Source organism: Streptomyces purpurogeneiscleroticus, assembly GCF_020024005.1.
In the GTDB taxonomy this organism is placed as follows: Bacteria; Actinomycetota; Actinomycetes; order Streptomycetales; family Streptomycetaceae; genus Streptomyces; species Streptomyces purpurogeneiscleroticus.
This window is the reverse complement of the sequence record NZ_NHSG01000201.1, coordinates 1-17,455: the sequence shown is the minus strand read 5'-3', so window position 1 is coordinate 17,455 and position 17,455 is coordinate 1. Positions and strand designations below refer to the sequence as shown.

At 71.5% G+C, this 17,455-nt stretch carries 12 protein-coding genes; 8 read left to right on the top strand and 4 right to left on the bottom strand.

Annotation, left to right across the window (positions count from 1 at the left end; translation table 11 throughout):
- Nucleotides 1–237: 237 nt before the first annotated feature.
- The 4 genes from CCS38_RS13090 to CCS38_RS13075 all read left to right on the top strand — a co-directional run bounded on the left by CCS38_RS13090 (nucleotide 238) and on the right by CCS38_RS13075 (nucleotide 6,923).
- Nucleotides 238–519, top strand: coding sequence for an acylphosphatase (locus CCS38_RS13090; protein ID WP_030267085.1), 282 nt, complete (start codon nucleotides 238–240; stop codon nucleotides 517–519).
- Nucleotides 520–900: 381 nt separating this feature from the next.
- Nucleotides 901–1,107: a hypothetical protein gene (locus CCS38_RS13085; protein WP_223733414.1), complete on the top strand. Its 207-nt coding sequence runs from the start codon at nucleotides 901–903 to the stop codon at nucleotides 1,105–1,107.
- A gap of 284 nt (nucleotides 1,108–1,391) precedes the next feature.
- Nucleotides 1,392–5,228, top strand: coding sequence for an SMC hinge domain-related protein (locus tag CCS38_RS13080; RefSeq protein WP_223733413.1), 3,837 nt, complete (start codon nucleotides 1,392–1,394; stop codon nucleotides 5,226–5,228).
- Between the two features lie 276 nt (nucleotides 5,229–5,504).
- Nucleotides 5,505–6,923: a sugar porter family MFS transporter gene (locus tag CCS38_RS13075; RefSeq protein WP_223733412.1), complete on the top strand. Its 1,419-nt coding sequence runs from the start codon at nucleotides 5,505–5,507 to the stop codon at nucleotides 6,921–6,923.
- Between the two features lie 87 nt (nucleotides 6,924–7,010).
- Here the strand turns inward: CCS38_RS13075 and CCS38_RS13070 are convergent, their stop codons facing one another.
- From CCS38_RS13070 to CCS38_RS13060, 3 genes are all read right to left on the bottom strand, one after another.
- Nucleotides 7,011–7,994 carry an LLM class flavin-dependent oxidoreductase gene (locus tag CCS38_RS13070; protein ID WP_223733411.1) on the bottom strand — a complete coding sequence of 328 codons (984 nt, stop codon included), beginning with the start codon at nucleotides 7,992–7,994 and terminating at the stop codon, nucleotides 7,011–7,013.
- 79 nt (nucleotides 7,995–8,073) lie between these two features.
- Entirely contained in the window at nucleotides 8,074–9,537 is a 1,464-nt protein-coding gene (locus CCS38_RS13065; RefSeq protein ID WP_223733410.1) for a purine-cytosine permease family protein, read from the bottom strand.
- Between the two features lie 234 nt (nucleotides 9,538–9,771).
- Nucleotides 9,772–10,995: an NAD(P)/FAD-dependent oxidoreductase gene (locus CCS38_RS13060; RefSeq protein WP_223733409.1), complete on the bottom strand. Its 1,224-nt coding sequence runs from the start codon at nucleotides 10,993–10,995 to the stop codon at nucleotides 9,772–9,774.
- A gap of 163 nt (nucleotides 10,996–11,158) precedes the next feature.
- Here CCS38_RS13060 and ftsY point away from each other — a divergent pair, with 163 nt between their 5' ends.
- A complete protein-coding gene (gene ftsY / locus CCS38_RS13055) occupies nucleotides 11,159–12,388 on the top strand; it encodes a signal recognition particle-docking protein FtsY (RefSeq protein ID WP_223733408.1) in 1,230 nt (409 codons plus the stop codon).
- A gap of 235 nt (nucleotides 12,389–12,623) precedes the next feature.
- Here the strand turns inward: ftsY and CCS38_RS13050 are convergent, their stop codons facing one another.
- Complete coding sequence (locus tag CCS38_RS13050; RefSeq protein WP_223733407.1) at nucleotides 12,624–13,301, bottom strand: bifunctional DNA primase/polymerase; 678 nt, start codon at nucleotides 13,299–13,301, stop codon at nucleotides 12,624–12,626.
- Nucleotides 13,302–13,744: 443 nt separating this feature from the next.
- Between CCS38_RS13050 and nsdA the strand changes: the two genes are divergently transcribed.
- From nsdA to CCS38_RS13035, 3 genes are all read left to right on the top strand, one after another.
- Nucleotides 13,745–15,232, top strand: coding sequence for a transcriptional repressor NsdA (gene nsdA, locus CCS38_RS13045; RefSeq protein WP_223733415.1), 1,488 nt, complete (start codon nucleotides 13,745–13,747; stop codon nucleotides 15,230–15,232).
- A 272-nt stretch (nucleotides 15,233–15,504) separates the two neighbouring features.
- Nucleotides 15,505–16,962, top strand: coding sequence for an ammonium transporter (locus CCS38_RS13040; RefSeq protein ID WP_223733406.1), 1,458 nt, complete (start codon nucleotides 15,505–15,507; stop codon nucleotides 16,960–16,962).
- A complete protein-coding gene (locus CCS38_RS13035; protein WP_030267115.1) occupies nucleotides 16,959–17,297 on the top strand; it encodes a P-II family nitrogen regulator in 339 nt (112 codons plus the stop codon). Before CCS38_RS13040 ends, CCS38_RS13035 begins: the two co-directional genes overlap by 4 nt.
- Nucleotides 17,298–17,455: the final 158 nt, after the last annotated feature.

Genomic DNA, 17,455 nt, shown 5'->3' with positions numbered 1-17,455 from the left:
AGGGGCCGGGGAGCCTGATGGAGTGATGGGCGCGGTGGCGGCCCGTGGTGGGTTCGGCGGCCGGCGCTCCGGGTACGGGAGCGGTGCGTCGGTGGCGGCCCATCCCGTGACTTCCTTCCGTCCATGAACGTCGGGTGCGAATCACCCGTACGAGTGACTGGCGATGCCGTGTGACAGTACGGCACGACGTATGGGGCCGAAGTGCTTGCTGAGCAATTGGCCGGTTAGCGTGCACACATGAACGAAGATGTCCGTCTGACGGCCTGGGTGCGCGGCCGTGTGCAAGGTGTCGGCTTCCGATGGTTCACCCGGGCCAACGCGCTGCGCATCGGAGGGCTCGTCGGCTTTGCGATCAACCGGGAGGACGGCCGCGTCCAGGTCGTGGCCGAGGGCCCCCGGGAGCGGTGCGAGGAGTTGCTGGAGTGGCTGCGTACCGGGGACACGCCCGGCCGGGTCGACGGTGTGAGTGAGATTTGGGACACGCCGCGAGGCGGGTACGACGGCTTCGCGATTCGCTGACGGAGGGGTGCCGACCCGTCGCCGGGACCGTCCGCGACCCGCTCCATGACGTGCGGCCGGCACCCGCTGGAGGCAGAAACCGCCTGGTGGTTGCCAATTCCGCCGACCCGTGGAAAGCTGCGGCAGTAAGGATGATCTCCACGCCCCGGGGCCGTTTCCGGAGCGCCGCCGCGAGTCTTCAGCAGGCGTGCGCGCTCACGAGCCCTTGGATACGGGGCGTGATCGTGTTGACCGTCAATCCATTTGGTGAGACTCTGGAATCCCCGCGCACCTTAGCTGTTTGGCATTGCGTAGACCAAAGAATGACAGACACCGCGGGTGCGATTCCCTCACGACCCACCACCGCTTCGGTCGGTCACTCAGTGTGGAGGACCATCCATCATGGCAAAGGCGCTTCTCGGTTACGTCGGCGGCTCCGACCCCCGAGTCCTCGCCGAGATGCGACGGCTTCAGCAGCGCGTTCAGGACCTCGAATCCGAGCTTGTCAGGATTCAGGCGGAGAACGACGCGCTGTCCGCTGCCGCACGTCACGGCGACTCGCTGCTCGACAGCATCGACGTACCCCAGGCGGAGCCGGCGCTCACCTGACCCTCGCCCCAAGGGACGGTCGGGCTGAATCGACAGCCACTTGAGGCACCGCTCTATGAAGATTCAAGGGACGCTTCGGCGTCCCTTCGTCGTTCACGCCCCCGCTTCCCGGCGGCCTCTTACCGTCTGATGTGCCCTGCACATTCCGTGGCGAAACCGAAAAGGTCCGAGCACGGCAGGAGGCGCCGGCCGCGGGCCGCTCGTACGAGCGCTCTCGCCGCGGCGCGCCAGGACCGGTCGGGACGACCACGGTCATAGGCGCGCGAAAGGTAGAGTCCAACGGCGTGCACCTCAAGAGCCTGACCCTGCGAGGATTCAAGTCCTTCGCGTCCGCCACCACGCTGCGCTTCGAGCCCGGCATCACCTGCGTCGTGGGCCCCAACGGGTCCGGCAAGTCCAATGTGGTGGACGCGCTGTCCTGGGTCATGGGCGAGCAGGGCGCGAAGTCGCTGCGCGGCGGCAAGATGGAGGACGTCATCTTCGCCGGGACCACCGGCCGCCCGCCCCTGGGCCGCGCCGAGGTCTCCCTCACGATCGACAACTCCGACGGCGCGCTGCCCATCGAGTACGCCGAGGTCACGATCACGCGGATCATGTTCCGCAACGGCGGCAGCGAGTACCAGCTCAACGGTGACACCTGCCGGCTGCTGGACATCCAGGAGCTGCTGTCGGACTCCGGCATCGGCCGCGAGATGCACGTGATCGTCGGGCAGGGCCAGCTCGACGGCGTACTGCACGCCGACCCGATGGGCCGCCGCGCCTTCATCGAGGAAGCGGCGGGCGTACTGAAGCACCGCAAGCGCAAGGAGAAGGCGCTGCGGAAGCTGGACGCGATGCAGGCGAACCTCGCGCGCGTCCAGGACCTCACCGACGAGCTGCGCCGCCAGCTCAAGCCGCTCGGCCGGCAGGCCGCCGTCGCCCGCCGCGCCGCCGTAATCCAGGCCGACCTGCGCGACGCCCGGCTGCGGCTGCTCGCCGACGACCTGGTCACGCTGCGGGAGGCGCTCCGTGCGGAGATCGCCGACGAGGCCGCGCTGAAGCAGCGCCGGGAGGCCACCGAGGCCGAGCTGAAGGAGGCGCTGCGGCGCGAGGCGGCCCTGGAGGAAGAGGTACGGACGCTGACGCCGCGGCTGCAGCGCGCCCAGCAGACCTGGTACGAGCTGTCGCAGCTCGCGGAGCGGGTACGCGGCACGATCTCGCTCGCCGACGCGAGGGTGAAGAGCGCGCAGACCGCGCCCCCCGAGGAGCGGCGGGGCCGCGACCCCGAGGAGATGGAGCGCGAGGCGGCCCGCATCCGGGAGCAGGAGGCGGAGCTGGAGGCCGCGCTGGAGGCGGCGACCCGGGCGCTGGACGACATGGTCGAGCACCGGGCCGAGCTGGAGCGGCAGCTGCAGGACGAGGAGCGCCGGCTGCGGGATGCCGCGCGGGCCATCGCCGACCGGCGCGAGGGCCTGGCCCGGCTGCACGGCCAGGCCACCGCGGCCCGCGGCCGGGCCGCGTCGGCGCAGGCGGAGATCGACCGGCTGGCCGAGTCGCGGGACGCGGCGCAGGCCCGCGCGGAGGCGGCGCAGCAGGAGTACGAGCAGCTCAAGGCCGAGGTCGACGGGCTGGACGCGGGCGACGAGGAGCTGGCGGGGCAGCACGAGCGGGCCAAGGAGGAGCTGGCGGAGGCGGAGCGCGCGCTGACCGCGGCCCGCGAGGCGCTGACCACGGTGGAGCGCCGGCGCGCCGCGACCGCGGCGCGGCACGACGCGCTGGCGCTGGGGCTGCGCCGCAAGGACGGTACGGGCGCGCTGCTGGCCGCCGCCGACCGGCTGGGCGGGCTGCTCGGCCCGGCCGCCGAGCTGCTGACCGTACAGCCGGGGTACGAGGTCCCGGTCGCGGCGGCGCTCGGTGCCGCGGCCGACGCGATCGCCGTCGCGGACCCGGCGACCGCGGCGGAGGCCATCCGGCTGCTGCGCAAGCAGGACGCGGGACGCGCGGTGCTCCTCCCGGCGACGGCGGCGGACCGCCCGCTGACCGGGGCGGCGGAGGAGCGGTCCATGGTGGGAGCGCCGGGTGATACGTCTCTGCATGACGGGGCGACAGGTCTGCATGACGGGGCGACAGGGGCAGCCGTACCGGGTGGAGCTGACGACCCGTCGGACGGCGAGCGGGCCGCCGGGGCGACCGAGGGCACTCCGTACAACGAAGCGCGCACCGATGCCGGGAGCCCGGCGATTCCGGGTGCGCGCAGCGGGCCGGACGCGAGCGCCGCCTCCGAAGTCCCCCATGACGGAACGCCCGTCGCCTCCGTACCGGCCGCGCGTACGCCCGGCGGGCCGCCCGCTGCCGCCGAACTGATCGACGGGCCCGCCGAATTGATGCCCGCCGTGCGGCGGCTGCTGCGCGATGTCGTCGTCGTGAGCACGCTGGAGGACGCCGAGGACCTGGTCGCGGCGCGGCCCGGCGTGATCGCCGTGACCGCCGAAGGCGACCTGCTCGGGGCGCACTTCGCGCAGGGCGGGTCGGCCGGGGCGCCGAGCCTGCTGGAGGTGCAGGCGTCCGTCGACGAGGCGGCGGCGGAGCTGGCGGAGCTGGCCGCGCGCTGCGAGGAGCTGGCGGAGGAGCAGCGGCTGGCCACCGAGCGGCGGGCCGAACGGGCCGCGCTGGTCGAGGAGCTGGCGGAGCGTCGGCGCGTGGCCGACCGCGAGAAGTCGCAGGTCGCCCAGGCGCTGGGGCGGCTCGGCGGGCAGGCCAGGGGCGCCGCGGGCGAGGCCGAGCGGTCGGCGGCCGCGGTCGCCAAGGCCGAGGAGGCGCTGGCCCGCGCGACCGAGGAGGCCGAAGAGCTGGCGGAACGATTGGCCGTGGCCGAGGAGGACCCCGGGGAGGAGGAGCCGGACACCGCCGTACGGGACCGGCTCGCTGCCGACGGGGCCAATGCCCGGCAGACCGAGATGGAGGCGCGCCTCCAGGTCCGTACGCACGAGGAGCGCGTGAAGGGGCTCGCGGGACGGGCGGACGGGCTGGACCGGGCGGCGCGCGCCGAACGCGACGCGCGGGCGCGGGCCGAGCAGCGGCGCGCCCGGCTGCGCCACGAGGCGCGGGTTGCCTCGGCGGTCGCCGACGGCGCGCGGCAGCTGCTCGCGCATGTCGAGGTCTCGCTCGTGCGGGCCGAGGAGGAGCGGGCCGCGGCCGAGCGGGCGAAGGCCGAGCGGGAGCAGGCGCTGGTCGCCGAGCGCAACCAGGGCCGCGAGCTGAAGGACGCGCTGGACAAGCTGACCGACTCGGTGCACCGGGGTGAGGTGCTGGGCGCCGAGAAGCGCATGAAGATCGAGCAGCTGGAGACCAAGGCGCTGGAGGAGCTGGGCGTGGAGCCGGCCGGGCTGATCGCCGAGTACGGCCCTGACCAGCTGGTACCTCCGTCACCGGCCGCCGAGGGCGAGGAGCTGCCGGCGGACCCGGAGCATCCGCGGAACCAGCCGGTGCCGTTCGTGCGGGCCGAGCAGGAGAAGCGGCTGAAGGCCGCCGAGCGCGCGTACCAGCAGCTCGGCAAGGTGAACCCGCTGGCCCTGGAGGAGTTCGCGGCGCTGGAGGAGCGTCACCAGTTCCTCAGCGAGCAGCTGGAGGACCTGAAGAAGACCCGCGCCGACCTGCTGCAGGTCGTCAAGGAGGTCGACGAGCGCGTCGAGCAGGTGTTCACGGAGGCGTACTGGGACACCGCCCGCGAGTTCGAGGGCGTCTTCGCTCGGCTGTTCCCGGGCGGCGAGGGCCGGCTCGTCCTGACCGACCCGGACAACATGCTGACCACCGGCGTGGACGTGGAGGCGCGGCCGCCGGGCAAGAAGGTCAAGCGGCTCTCGCTGCTCTCGGGCGGTGAGCGGTCACTGACCGCGGTGGCGCTGCTGGTGTCGATCTTCAAGGCGCGGCCGAGCCCGTTCTACGTGATGGACGAGGTCGAGGCGGCGCTGGACGACACCAACCTGCAGCGGCTGATCCGGATCATGGTGGAGCTGCAGGAGAGCTCCCAGCTGATCGTGATCACGCACCAGAAGCGGACGATGGAGGTCGCGGACGCGCTCTATGGCGTGTCCATGCAGGGCGACGGTGTATCGAAGGTCATCAGCCAGCGACTGCACTGAGGCGCTGTGCATGGGTCGGTGCACGGGTGGGAACACGTGCGTGGGCCGCCTACCTGCGGCGTTCGCGGCAGCGTTCACAACATGAACCCAACATGCAGCTGCTTGCCGACAGTAACGGGTTCAATGAATTCCGTACCCCCTATTGACTTCGAAACTTGAAGGCATAGTCTCTGCAACGTTGCTTTTACCTTCAAGTGGTGCGCGCCCCGTTCACAGCCGCCACTGGAGGGCCAGCCCCCGATGCCCGGCAGCGCAGCCGGGCCACTGGAGTACACGTTGACCAGCACCGCGCAGCCGACGATGGCGGAAGGCCGCAAGGCCAAGCCCGACCACCTCGGCCATGTCATCTTCATCACCGCGGCTGCCGCGATGGGCGGCTTCCTGTTCGGTTACGACAGCTCCGTGATCAACGGTGCCGTCGAGGCCATCCGGGACCGCTACCACGTCGGTTCCGCCGGGCTCGCCCAGGTCATCGCGATCGCCCTGATCGGCTGCGCCGTCGGTGCCGCCACCGCGGGCCGGATCGCCGACCGCATCGGCCGTATCCGTGTCATGCAGATCGCCGCGCTGCTGTTCACGGTCAGCGCCGTCGGCTCCGCCCTGCCGTTCGCGATCTGGGACCTGGCCCTCTGGCGGGTCGTCGGCGGCTTCGGCATCGGTATGGCCTCGGTGATCGGCCCCGCCTACATCGCGGAGGTCGCGCCGCCCGCGTACCGCGGCCGGCTCGCCTCCTTCCAGCAGGCCGCGATCGTCATCGGCATCGCCGTCTCCCAGCTGGTGAACTGGGGCGTCCTCAACCTCGCCGGCGGCGACCAGCGCGGCGAGATCGCCGGCCTGGAAGCCTGGCAGTGGATGCTCGGCGTCATGGTCGTCCCGGCCGTGGTCTACGGCCTGCTCTCCTTCGCGATCCCCGAGTCGCCCCGCTTCCTGATCAGCGTCGGCCGGCACGACAAGGCCAAGGAGGTGCTCTCCGAGGTCGAGGGCCGGGCGGTCGACCTGGACCTGCGGGTCGAGGAGATCGAGCTGGCGATGCGCAGCGAGCACAAGTCGACGTTCAAGGACCTGCTCGGCGGCAAGGGCGGCTTCCTGCCGATCGTCTGGATCGGCATCGGCCTCTCGGTCTTCCAGCAGCTGGTCGGCATCAACGTCGCGTTCTACTACTCCTCGACGCTGTGGCAGTCCGTCGGCATCGACCCGAGCAGCTCGTTCTTCTACAGCTTCACCACCTCGATCATCAACATCCTCGGCACCGTGATCGCGATGCTGTTCGTGGACCGGATCGGGCGCCGCCCGCTGGCGCTGATCGGTTCCGCCGGTATGGCGGTCGCCCTCGCGCTGGAGGCGTGGGCCTTCTCCGCGAAGACCGCGTCCGGCGCGCTGCCGGCCACCGAAGGCATCGTGGCCCTGATCGCGGCCCACTTCTTCGTGCTCTTCTTCGCCCTGTCCTGGGGCGTGGTGGTCTGGGTCTTCCTCGGCGAGATGTTCCCGAACAAGATCCGTGCCGCGGCCCTGGGCGTCGCCGCCTCGGCCCAGTGGATCGCCAACTGGGCGATCACGGCGACCTTCCCGAGCCTGTCGGAGTGGAACCTCTCCGGCACGTACGTGATCTACATGATCTTCGCCCTGCTCTCGATCCCCTTCGTGCTCAAGTTCGTGAAGGAGACGAAGGGCAAGGCGTTGGAGGAGATGGGCTAACCCCCCCGCCAGCCTTTCTCCTCACCACGGATCTGCCCCGGCTCCCCGATGGAGCCGGGGCAGCCGCATGTCCGGCGCCCGGCCGGATCAGCCCAGCTGTGGCAGCACCCGCTCCGCAAAGAGGTGCAGCGACCGCCAGCCCTCGTCGACGGGCATCCCGCCGCACAACGGATGCAGGATCAGCGAGTCCGACGCCTCCGCCTTGCCCGCGTAGGCCACGCACTCCTCGGGCGTCAGCACCCGGTACACACCCTCCCGGCGCAGCGCCGCCACATCCGTGGCCGCGGAGCGCACGGCCGAGCGGATGCCGGCGCCCTGCCAGCCCGCGTACGTCCGCGCCTCGTACAGGAAGTGCTCCCCGTAGCGCGCCCAGGCCCGCTCCGGGTCCTCCGCGACGTGCAGCAGCGCCGTACTCGCCGGCGGCTCCATCACCCAGCCCTCGTGGCCGTGCTCGGCGCACTGCCGGTGGTAGTACGCGGTGAGCTCCGGCAGGTGCGCGCTGGGGAAGAACGGCAGCCCGAGGCGGGCCGCGCGCCGCGCCGCCGGGCGTGAGCCGCCGCCCACCAGAAGGAGCGGGTGCGGCTTCGTGGCCGGGCGCGGCGTGACGCGGACCGTGCGCCCCCGGTACGTGAACGGCTCGCCCGTCCAGGCGCTCAGCAGCGTCTCCAGCACCTCGTCCTGGAGCGCGCCGCGCCGCTCCCAGTCCACGCCGTGCGCCGCGTACTCCTCGGGCCGGTAGCCCAGGCCCGCGACGGTCACCAGCCGGCCGCCGCCCAGGAGATCCAGTACGGCCAGGTCCTCGGCCAGCCGCAGCGGGTCGTGCAGCGGCGTGATCAGCGCGGACACCGTGACGGCGACCCGTCGGGTGGCGCCGAGCACGGCACCGGCGAAGGTCAGCGGCGAGGGCATCCAGCCGTTGTCGGTGGCGTGGTGCTCCTCGGTCTGCACCGTCGTGATGCCCAGGTCGTCGGCGTACTTGGCCATCGCGACGGCCGCCTGATAGCGCGCCGCCAGGCCCTCCGGGGTGGGGGCCGGGTCGACCAGATTGAAGCGCAGGACCGTGACGGGCATGACAACGTCCCCTTCGCCGCTGAGGTGGCGAAGGGGACGTTAGCTGATGCTGTGTCAGTTGTGGAGGGGGCGGACGCGGCTACCGCCCGGCCGGTACCGGCTCCGGCTGCGCGTCGCCTTCCGCGGGGGCGTTCTCGCGCGGCGCGGGCAGCACCGCGAAGATCACGGCGGCGACGGCGATCGTGACGGCCCAGCCCAGGCCGTGCGTGCCGAGCCAGGTGCCGGCCAGCGGGCCGGTGAACCAGTCGACCTTGGTCAGGCACAGGCCGAGCGCCAGCGCGACCGTCCACGCGGTCATCGCCTGCCAGCAGAAGCCCGCCTTGTACCAGTACCGGCTGGTGCGGGAGGTGTCCATCAGCGCCTCGGCGTCGTACTTCACCGTGCGCTTGGCGCGGCGCACCATGTCGATCGCGTACACGCCGATCCAGGCCGAGAAGGAGACGCCGAGCAGGGTCAGGAAGGCGATGAACTGGCTGATGAAGCTGGTCGCGACCAGCATCATGAAGCCGCCGCCGACCAGGCTGATGATCGCGTTGACGCTGACCGCGAGCGGCCGGGGCAGCTTGACGCCCATGGTCTGCGCGGTGAAGCCGGCCGAGTACATCGACAGGCTGTTGATCAGGAGCATGCCGATCACGGCGGTGAGCAGGTACGGGACGGCCAGCCAGGTCGGCAGGATGTCACCGAGGAAGGCGACCGGGTCGCTGGCCTTCGCCAGGTCCGGGGTCTTGGAGGTCATGACCGCGCCCATGAGGACCATCGGCACCATGACCAGGCCCGCGCCGGAGACGGTGGCGCCGACGATCTTCTTGCCCGAGGCCGAGCCGGGGAGGTAGCGGGTGAAGTCCGGGCCCGAGGGGACCCAGCTGAGGCCGCCGGCCGCGATGGTGCCGACGCCCGCGATCATCATCGCCGTCGTGCCGGCCTTCTGCGCGAAGACCTCGTGCCAGTCCATCTTCGCGATCAGGTAGACGAGCACCAGCACGCTGAAGATGCCGAAGAGGTACGTCGACCACTTGTTGCAGACGTTGAGGACCTTGCGGCCCATGCCGCTCACCAGGAACGTGACCGCCACGAAGACGAGCAGCGTGACGAGGGTGAGGACCTTGTTGGCCTCGACGCCGAGGAGCAGCTTGAGGATCGTCAGCAGGGCGAACGCGCCGGTCACGGCGTTGATCGTCTCCCAGCCGAAGCGGGCGACCCAGAGGATCATGCCGGGGAAGTAGTTGCCGCGGACGCCGAAGGTGGCGCGCGAGAGCATCAGGCCGGGCGCGCCGCCCCACTTGCCGGAGACCGACAGCAGACCGGTGAGGCCGAAGGAGACCGCCGCGGCGATCACCGCGACGACCAGCACCTGCCAGAAGTTGAGGCGGTTGAAGACCACGAGGGCGGCGCCCATGGTCAGCAGCAGCACGCTGATGTTGGCGGCGACGTAGGTCGAGAAGAGTTCGCGGACCCGTCCGTGGCGTTCACTGTCGGGAACGGGTTCGATTCCGCGGGTCTCTACGGTTCCTTGGGTCTCGGGGGAGGCCGTGGTGTCCATGGTGCAGGTGTCTCTCGTGCGCTGGGGCAGGGGCACCCCCACAGGGGGCAGTCGGCAGCGGCGGTGATGCCTGGCTGCGGGGCGCGGTGGCCGTCGAGGACTCTACGCGCGTTGCGCGGCCATTCCCATCGTACTTTGCACCAACTTCCTGCCGTAAGAGCCGTTGGACCCTCCGACGAGTCACTCGCGTCACACTTTTTGTCGGAGGGCCCAGGCCGTGGACAGATGCGCTGGTCAGGCGGTGGGCTCCGGCATCGGCCGGCGCTGGCCCACGCGGAAGTCGGCCCGGCGGAGGATCTCCTCGGCGTCGTCCACCGGCGGGTAGATCCAGCTCTCGTTGATGGCGCGTTTGCGCGCCTTGGCGTACGCCACCGGTACCTCGCGCAGCGCCCGGTCCCAGCCGCTGGTCAGCACCGCGCCCGCGGCGCCCAGATCGAGGCAGGTGCTATAAGGATCGGTGCTGAACGGCGCCCGGTCCAGCCCCAGCAGATCGGCCGCGGCGTTGTGCCCAGCAAACTTCCCCTGCGGCGTCGCGTGCTGGCAGCTCTGCGTCACGGTGTGACCGTCCTCGGCGGGCGCGGCCGCGGTGTCCCCGGCGGCGTACACCTCCGGCACCCCGCGCACCCGCAGCCAGTCGTCCACCGTCAGTCGCCCCAGCCCGTCGCGCTCGGCGGGGAGCTGCGCGGTGAGGCCGCTCGCCCGGACACCGGCCGTCCACACGGCGGTACGGGACGGGATCGCGCTGCCGTCGGAGAGGTGGACGGCCCGCTCGTCGACGCGCTCGATCGTGACGCCGAGCCGGCGCACCACGCCCAGCTCGTCCAGCGCCCGCTCGATCACCGGCCGGGCCGCCTCGCCGAGCCCGCGCCCGACGACCGCGTCCCGCTCCACCAGGACGATCTCGACCTCGTCCGCGAGGCCGTGCGGCGCGGCGACCGCCCGCAGTCGTCCGGCCAGCTCGGCCGCGGCCTCCACGCCCGTGAACCCGGCGCCGGCCACCACCACCGTGAACCGCCCGGGGCCCGCGGCCGCGTCCGGCAGCGCCTGAAGATGCTTCTCCAGGGCGACGGCCGCGTCCATCGTGTCGATGTCGTGCAGCAGCCCGGCGCCGGGGAAGCGTGGGCGGACCAGCGCACTCCCGGTGGCCAGCACCAGTCGCCGGTACGGGAGCTCGGCGGGCCCCTCGGGGCCGTCGGCGGTGACCACCCGGCGGGCGGTGTCGATACCGGTCGCGGTCGCGGCGATGCGCTGTACGCCGATGGGGCCCAGCACCCGGTCGAGCGGGACCCGGTACGCGGCCGGGTCCGCCTCGTACAGCCGGGGGCGGATCGTGAGGTCGGGGTCCGGGGTGAGCAGCGCGACCGTGGCGGAGGCGTCGTGGCTGCGCAGCAGGCGGGCGGCGCCCGCGGCGGCCCACATCCCGGCGAAGCCGCCGCCCACAATCAGGATGTCCGGCATCCGGATTCTCCTTCCAGTGCCCCGCGGCTCGTTCCGCGGGGTGAATCCGGATAGTACACATCCAGATTCCATTCTGGATAGGCCGACTCCAGGTTCGGGAGCCAGTCCCCGAATCTGTGGCGTGCGGCTCCGGGGGCGGTGCGTGCCCGATACTGAGGGAGTTATGGAAATCGTCATCCTTGCTGTAGTCATCGCTGTGGTCGCGCTCGGCGCGATCAGCGGGCTCGTCGTCAGCAGCCGTCGGAAGAAGCAGCTGCCGCCACCCCCGCCGACCACCCCGTCCGTCACCGCGCCCCCTGCGGAACCGCAGGTCGGTGAGGACGCCGAGACCCCCCGCGACGAGGAACGTCGCACCATCGAAGAAGTGGGCCTGCCGGACTCCGGCGCCACGCTCGTCGAGGAAGCGCCGGTCACCGAGCCGGAGGCGCCCGCCGCGCCCCCGATCGAGGTGCCGGAGCCGACCGCCGGCCGGCTCGTCCGGCTCCGCGCCCGGCTCTCCCGCTCGCAGAACTCCCTGGGCAAGGGCCTGCTCACGCTGCTCTCCCGCGAGCACCTCGACGAGGACACCTGGGAGGAGATCGAGGACACGCTGCTCACCGCGGATGTCGGTGTGCAGCCCACTCAGGAGCTCGTCGAGCGGCTGCGCGAGCGCGTGCGCGTGCTCGGTACCCGCACCCCCGACGAGCTGCGCGCCCTGCTCCGCGAGGAGCTGCTCACCCTCATCGGCACCGAGGCCGACCGCTTCGTGAATACGGCGAACGGCCTGGGTCCGAACGGCGAGGAGATCCCCGGCGTCGTCATGGTCGTCGGCGTCAACGGCACCGGCAAGACGACCACGACCGGCAAGCTCGCCCGCGTCCTGGTCGCCGACGGCAAGTCCGTCGTGCTGGGTGCGGCCGACACCTTCCGCGCCGCCGCTGTCGACCAGCTGCAGACCTGGGGCGACCGGGTCGGCGCCCGCACCGTGCGCGGACCCGAGGAGGGCGACCCGGCGTCGGTCGCCTTCGACTCGGTGAAGGAAGGTATCTCCGAGGGCGCGGACGTCGTACTGATCGACACCGCCGGCCGGCTGCACACCAAGACCGGCCTGATGGACGAGCTGGGCAAGGTCAAGCGGGTCGTGGAGAAGCACGGTCCGGTCGGCGAGGTACTGCTCGTCCTGGACGCCACCACCGGGCAGAACGGCCTGGTGCAGGCCCGCGTCTTCGCCGAGGTCGTGGACATCACCGGCGTCGTGCTGACCAAGCTGGACGGCACGGCCAAGGGCGGCATCATCGTCGCCGTTCAGCGCGAGCTGGGCGTGCCGGTGAAGCTGGTGGGCCTGGGCGAGGGCGCGGACGACCTCGCGCCGTTCGAGCCCGAGGCGTTCGTCGACGCGCTGATCGGCGACTGATCGGAGCGTGGACGGGTTAGCAGCCCGCGTCCGTGGCCCGCGCCGGGCCCCGGCACCGAGACGGAGACACCGAGCCCCGCCGCACATGGAGTGCGACGGGGCTCGGTGCTTGCGCCCGGCGGTACGGCACGGGGATGACGCACCCACCGACCGGACGCGGGGCGGTGGTTTTCGGGCGCGTGTGCGACGGGGCGGGGGCGGAGGGCGGCTGGATCGGAGCGGGGACCCCGGCGAGTCAGGCGCTCACCCGGTGGCATACATAGGCGAGCGTGCCCAGCAGCAGCTTCGCTTCCGGGGGGTGGGCCACGCCGTCCAGCGTCGGCGGCCGCAGCCAGCGCATCGGGCCGAGCCCCGCCAGGTCGCACGGCGGCGCGACGATGTGGTCGCCCGGGCCCAGCGGCCGCAGGTCCAGCGAGGCGTCGTCCCAGCCCATGCGGTACAGCAGCGTCGGCATCCCGGCGGCGGCGCCCGGCGCCACGAAGAACAGCGCCCGCCCGGTCGGGGTGGCGGCCACCGGTCCCAGCGGCAGACCCATCCGTTCGAGGCGCACCAGGGCCGTGCGCCCCGCGGCGGCCGGTACGTCCAGGATGTCGAAGCTGCGGCCGACCGGCAGCAGTACGGAGGCGCCCGGTGTCTCCGCCCAGACCGCGGCCGCCTTCTCCAGTGGTGCGCCGGCGGGCAGCACGTCGGAGAAGGGGAGTGGGTGGGCACCGGGACTGGGGCAGCGCGCCGCCCCGCACGAGCAGGCTGCCCGGCCGTCGCCGCGCCGCACCGCGCGGGCGCCGGGCACGACGTCCCAGCCCCACAGTCCGGTGTACTCCGCCACCGCCGTGGTCTCGGCGGAGCGGACCCGCCGCCTCGCTCCGTGGCGAATGTCGCGAAACTCCCGGATGCCGCCGATCGTGAAGCCCATGCCCCCTCCAACGGGTCCCGCAGGTCAGTGGTTACGTGCCGGAGTGTTGCCGTGACGCTCCGTTGCCAGTCGTGGTCGTCGACGGGGTGACGGAGCGCTGTGGGTTGTGCGGCGTGACACGCGCGCCCTTGAGTGCTCCTCTCCGCCCAACCCTTCTCGACCTGTGTCAAGTCAATCGCGCTGAGCCGCGGAGGAGTTCATTCGAAGGGGTGGCGAATGGTGGCGTTTCCTGGATCGGCCTCGCGGGAGTCGTGATCGTAGGATTACTTTCGGTGCACGAACCGGGAGGGGTATCCGCCACATGGGTATGCCAAAGGCAAGCAGAGTGACCGCTTGGCGGCTTTCCGGCGGCCGGAATCCGTGGTCGGCTGGGGTCACTCCAGGACAGGCGTCGCGAAAGAGCGGCATCCTGTCGGAGGTTCGTGACAGGACGACAGATCCGGATGGGGGCGTTCGAGTTGGGCGGCAACGGCGGCACGTGCGCTGACAAGCGCCCGAACGAGCAGTTGGGTTCGTGGTTCGTGCGCAGCGGTTGGTCCAAGGGCGAGCTCGCCCGCCAGGTCAACCGCCGCGCCCGGCAGCTTGGCGCACACCACATCAGTACCGACACCTCGCGGGTCCGCCGCTGGCTGGACGGCGAGCAGCCCCGGGAGCCGATCCCACGCATCCTGTCGGAGCTGTTCTCCGAGCGCTTCGGCTGCGTCGTGTCCATCGAGGACCTCGGCCTGCGCACGGCGCACCAGTCCCCTTCGGTCTCCGGCGTCGACCTCCCCTGGGCCGGGCCCCAGACGGTCTCCCTCATCAGCGAGTTCTCGCGCAGCGACCTCATGCTGGCGCGGCGCGGCTTCCTCGGGACCTCGCTGGCGCTGTCCGCCGGGCCCGCCCTCATCGAGCCGATGCAGCGCTGGCTGGTGCCCACGCCCACCGGGGCCGCGGACGAGGCCGGGGCCGAGACCGCGCGCCGCCGTGGCAGCCGGCTCTCGCAGCCCGAGCTGGAGCTGCTGGAGTCCACGACCATGATGTTCCGGCAGTGGGACGCCCAGTGCGGCGGCGGACTGCGCCGCAAGGCCGTCGTCGGGCAGCTCCACGAAGTCACCGACCTGCTCCAGGAGTCGCACTCCGAAGCGGTCTCCAAGCGGCTGTTCAAGGTCGCCGCCGAGCTCGCCGAGCTGGCGGGCTGGATGAGCTACGACATCGGTCTGCAGCCCACGGCGCAGAAGTACTTCGTCCTCGCGCTGCACGCGTCCAAGGAGGCCGGCGACAAGCCGCTCGGTTCCTACATCCTCTCCAGTATGAGCCGCCAGATGATCCACCTGGGGCGCCCGGACGACGCCCTGGAGCTGATCCATCTCGCCCAGTACGGCAGCCGTGAAATGGCCACGCCGCGCACGCAGGCCATGCTGTATGCGATGGAGGCCCGCGCGTACGCCGGCATGGGCCAGCCCAGCAAGGTAAAGCGGGCCGTCCGGATGGCGGAGGACACCTTCGCCGACGTGGAGCCCGGCGCGCGGCTGGACCCGGACTGGATCCGCTTCTTCTCCGAGGCCGAGCTGAACGCCGAGAACGCCCACTCGTACCGCGACCTCGCCTACGTCGCGGGCCGCAGCCCCACGTACGCCTCGCTGGCGCACCCGGTCATGGAGCGCGCCGTCGAGCTGTTCGGCAAGGACCCCGAGCACCAGCGCTCGTACGCCCTCAATCTCATCGGCATGGCCACGGTCCACCTGCTGCAACGCGAGCCCGAGCAGTGCGCGGACCTGGCCCACCAGGCAATACCGTTCGCCAAGCAGGTGCGCTCGGAGCGGGTCAACACCCGGCTGCGCAAGACCGTGGACACCGCGGCCCGGGACTTCTCCGAGGTCGCCGAGGTGATCCAGTTGACCGAGGAACTGCAGCACCACCTGCCGGAGACCGCCGCGGAGGCGGTCTAGCGGGCAGGCCCCCGAAAACCCCGGCCGCGATCATGTCCCGTACAGCCCGACTCGGCTCCCCCATCGCCAGGTCTGAGGGCATGATCGCGGTCGGCCCGGGGTTTCGGTGGCCCCCACAGGCGTTCATCAGCGCGTAACACCCCCGTCGCCTTCGTCACTACGGCGAAACACCGGGGCGCTTCGCCGGAAACGGCGCTGCGCCAACCTCGTGGCGAAAGCCGGCCCATCAGCACCACACCCGCACGGGCCGCATCGACGACGAGGAGACGCCGATGCCCCCAGGCATCCTGACGAACGCAGTGAGCCTCTCGGCCGAAAAAGTCGAGCTGAGCCCGGCCAATACCGGATTCATGCTGATCGCCACCGCCCTGGTGATGGTGATGACCCCCGCGCTCGCGTTCTTCTACGGCGGCATGGTCCGCGTGAAGAGCGTCCTGAACATGCTGATGATGAGTTTCATCAGCCTCGGTCTGGTGACCGTCCTGTGGGTGCTGTACGGCTTCAGCCTCGCCTTCGGCACCGACCACGGCTCGGTCATCGGCTGGTCCGGTGACTACCTCGGCCTCAGCGGCATCGGCCTCACCGAGCTCTGGGACGGCTACAGCATCCCGGTCTACGTCTTCGCGGCCTTCCAGCTGATGTTCGCGATCCTCACCCCCGCGCTGATCAGCGGCGCCCTCGCGGACCGCGTGAAGTTCTCCGCCTGGGCCCTCTTCATCGTCCTGTGGGTGACGGTCGTGTACTTCCCCGTCGCCCACTGGGTGTGGGGCGCCGGCGGCTGGCTCTTCGAGCTCGGCGTGATCGACTTCGCGGGCGGTACGGCCGTCCACATCAACGCCGGCGCCGCGGCGCTGGGCGTCCTCTTCGTCGTCGGCAAGCGGATCGGCTTCAAGAAGGACCCGATGCGGCCGCACAGCCTGCCGCTGGTCATGCTCGGCGCGGGCCTGCTGTGGTTCGGCTGGTTCGGCTTCAACGCCGGCTCCTGGCTCGGCAACGACGACGGCGTGGGCGCGGTCGCCTTCCTGAACACCCAGGTCGCCACGGGCGCCGCGATGCTCGGCTGGCTCGCGTACGAGAAGCTGCGGCACGGTTCGTTCACCACGCTCGGCGCCGCCTCCGGCGCGGTGGCCGGCCTGGTCGCGATCACCCCGGCCTGCGGCTCGGTCAGCCCCCTCGGCGCCATCGCGATCGGCATCATCGCCGGCGTCCTGTGCGCCATGGCCGTCGGCCTGAAGTACAGGTTCAACTACGACGACTCCCTCGACGTCGTCGGCGTCCACCTCGTCGGCGGTGTCGTCGGCTCCCTGCTCATCGGCTTCTTCGCCACCGGCGGCGTGCAGAGCGACGCGAAGGGCCTCTTCTACGGCGGCGGCCTGGCCCAGCTCGGCAAGCAGTCCGTCGGCGTGGTCTGCGTCCTGCTCTACTCCCTCGTGATCAGCTTCATCCTTGCCAAGGTCGTCGACCTGGTGATGGGCTTCCGGGTCAGCGAGGACGAGGAGCTGGCGGGCGTGGACCAGGCCGCCCACGCGGAGACGGCGTACGACTACGGCGGCACCGGCGGCGGCACGGCCCTGGCCCGTACGGCGGCGCCGGCCCCGGGCTCCGGCTCGGGCTCCGGTGACACTCCGGCTCAGGAAGCCGAGGAAAGCACGGCTCCGGCCTCGCAGGCAGGATCATCGGATCAGGCCCAGGGCGGGACTCCGGGCAAGGCGAAGAAGGTGGACGCGTGAAGCTCATCACGGCAGTAATCAAGCCGCACCGGCTCGACGAGGTGAAGGAGGCCCTGCAGGCATTCGGTGTGCACGGCCTGACCGTCACCGAGGCCAGTGGATACGGTCGGCAGCGCGGCCACACGGAGGTGTACCGCGGCGCCGAGTACACCGTGGACCTCGTCCCCAAGATCCGTATCGAGGTCCTGGTCGAGGACGCCGACGCCGAACAGCTGGTCGAGGTCGTCGTCAAGGCCGCCCGCACCGGCAAGATCGGCGACGGCAAGGTCTGGAGCGTCCCGGTCGACGAGGCGGTCCGTGTCCGCACGGGGGAGCGGGGACCGGACGCGCTCTGACGCCCGCTTGAGCGCTCTTCCTTTGCGGCGTCCCCCTCGGCCGGTGGCCGAGGGGGACGGGCGGTTCGGGGACCGGCTGCTCGACATGTGTCCTCGACGGAAGTGCCCGGTGGAAGTACCTGGTGGAAGTGGCGGGTGGGTACGGGGGGACGGGTGCC

Bases quoted from the DNA above. Each gene is read 5' to 3' on its own strand.
- CCS38_RS13065 (WP_223733410.1), bottom strand. From the start codon at position 9,537: ATGGACACCACGGCCTCCCCCGAGACCCAAGGAACCGTAGAGACCCGC.
- CCS38_RS13060 (WP_223733409.1), bottom strand. From the start codon at position 10,995: ATGCCGGACATCCTGATTGTGGGCGGCGGCTTCGCCGGGATGTGGGCC.
- CCS38_RS13050 (WP_223733407.1), bottom strand. From the start codon at position 13,301: ATGGGCTTCACGATCGGCGGCATCCGGGAGTTTCGCGACATTCGCCAC.
- CCS38_RS13090 (WP_030267085.1), top strand. From the start codon at position 238: ATGAACGAAGATGTCCGTCTGACGGCCTGGGTGCGCGGCCGTGTGCAA.
- CCS38_RS13085 (WP_223733414.1), top strand. From the start codon at position 901: ATGGCAAAGGCGCTTCTCGGTTACGTCGGCGGCTCCGACCCCCGAGTC.
- CCS38_RS13040 (WP_223733406.1), top strand. From the start codon at position 15,505: ATGCCCCCAGGCATCCTGACGAACGCAGTGAGCCTCTCGGCCGAAAAA.
- CCS38_RS13070 (WP_223733411.1), bottom strand. From the start codon at position 7,994: ATGCCCGTCACGGTCCTGCGCTTCAATCTGGTCGACCCGGCCCCCACC.
- ftsY (WP_223733408.1), top strand. From the start codon at position 11,159: ATGGAAATCGTCATCCTTGCTGTAGTCATCGCTGTGGTCGCGCTCGGC.
- nsdA (WP_223733415.1), top strand. From the start codon at position 13,745: ATGGGGGCGTTCGAGTTGGGCGGCAACGGCGGCACGTGCGCTGACAAG.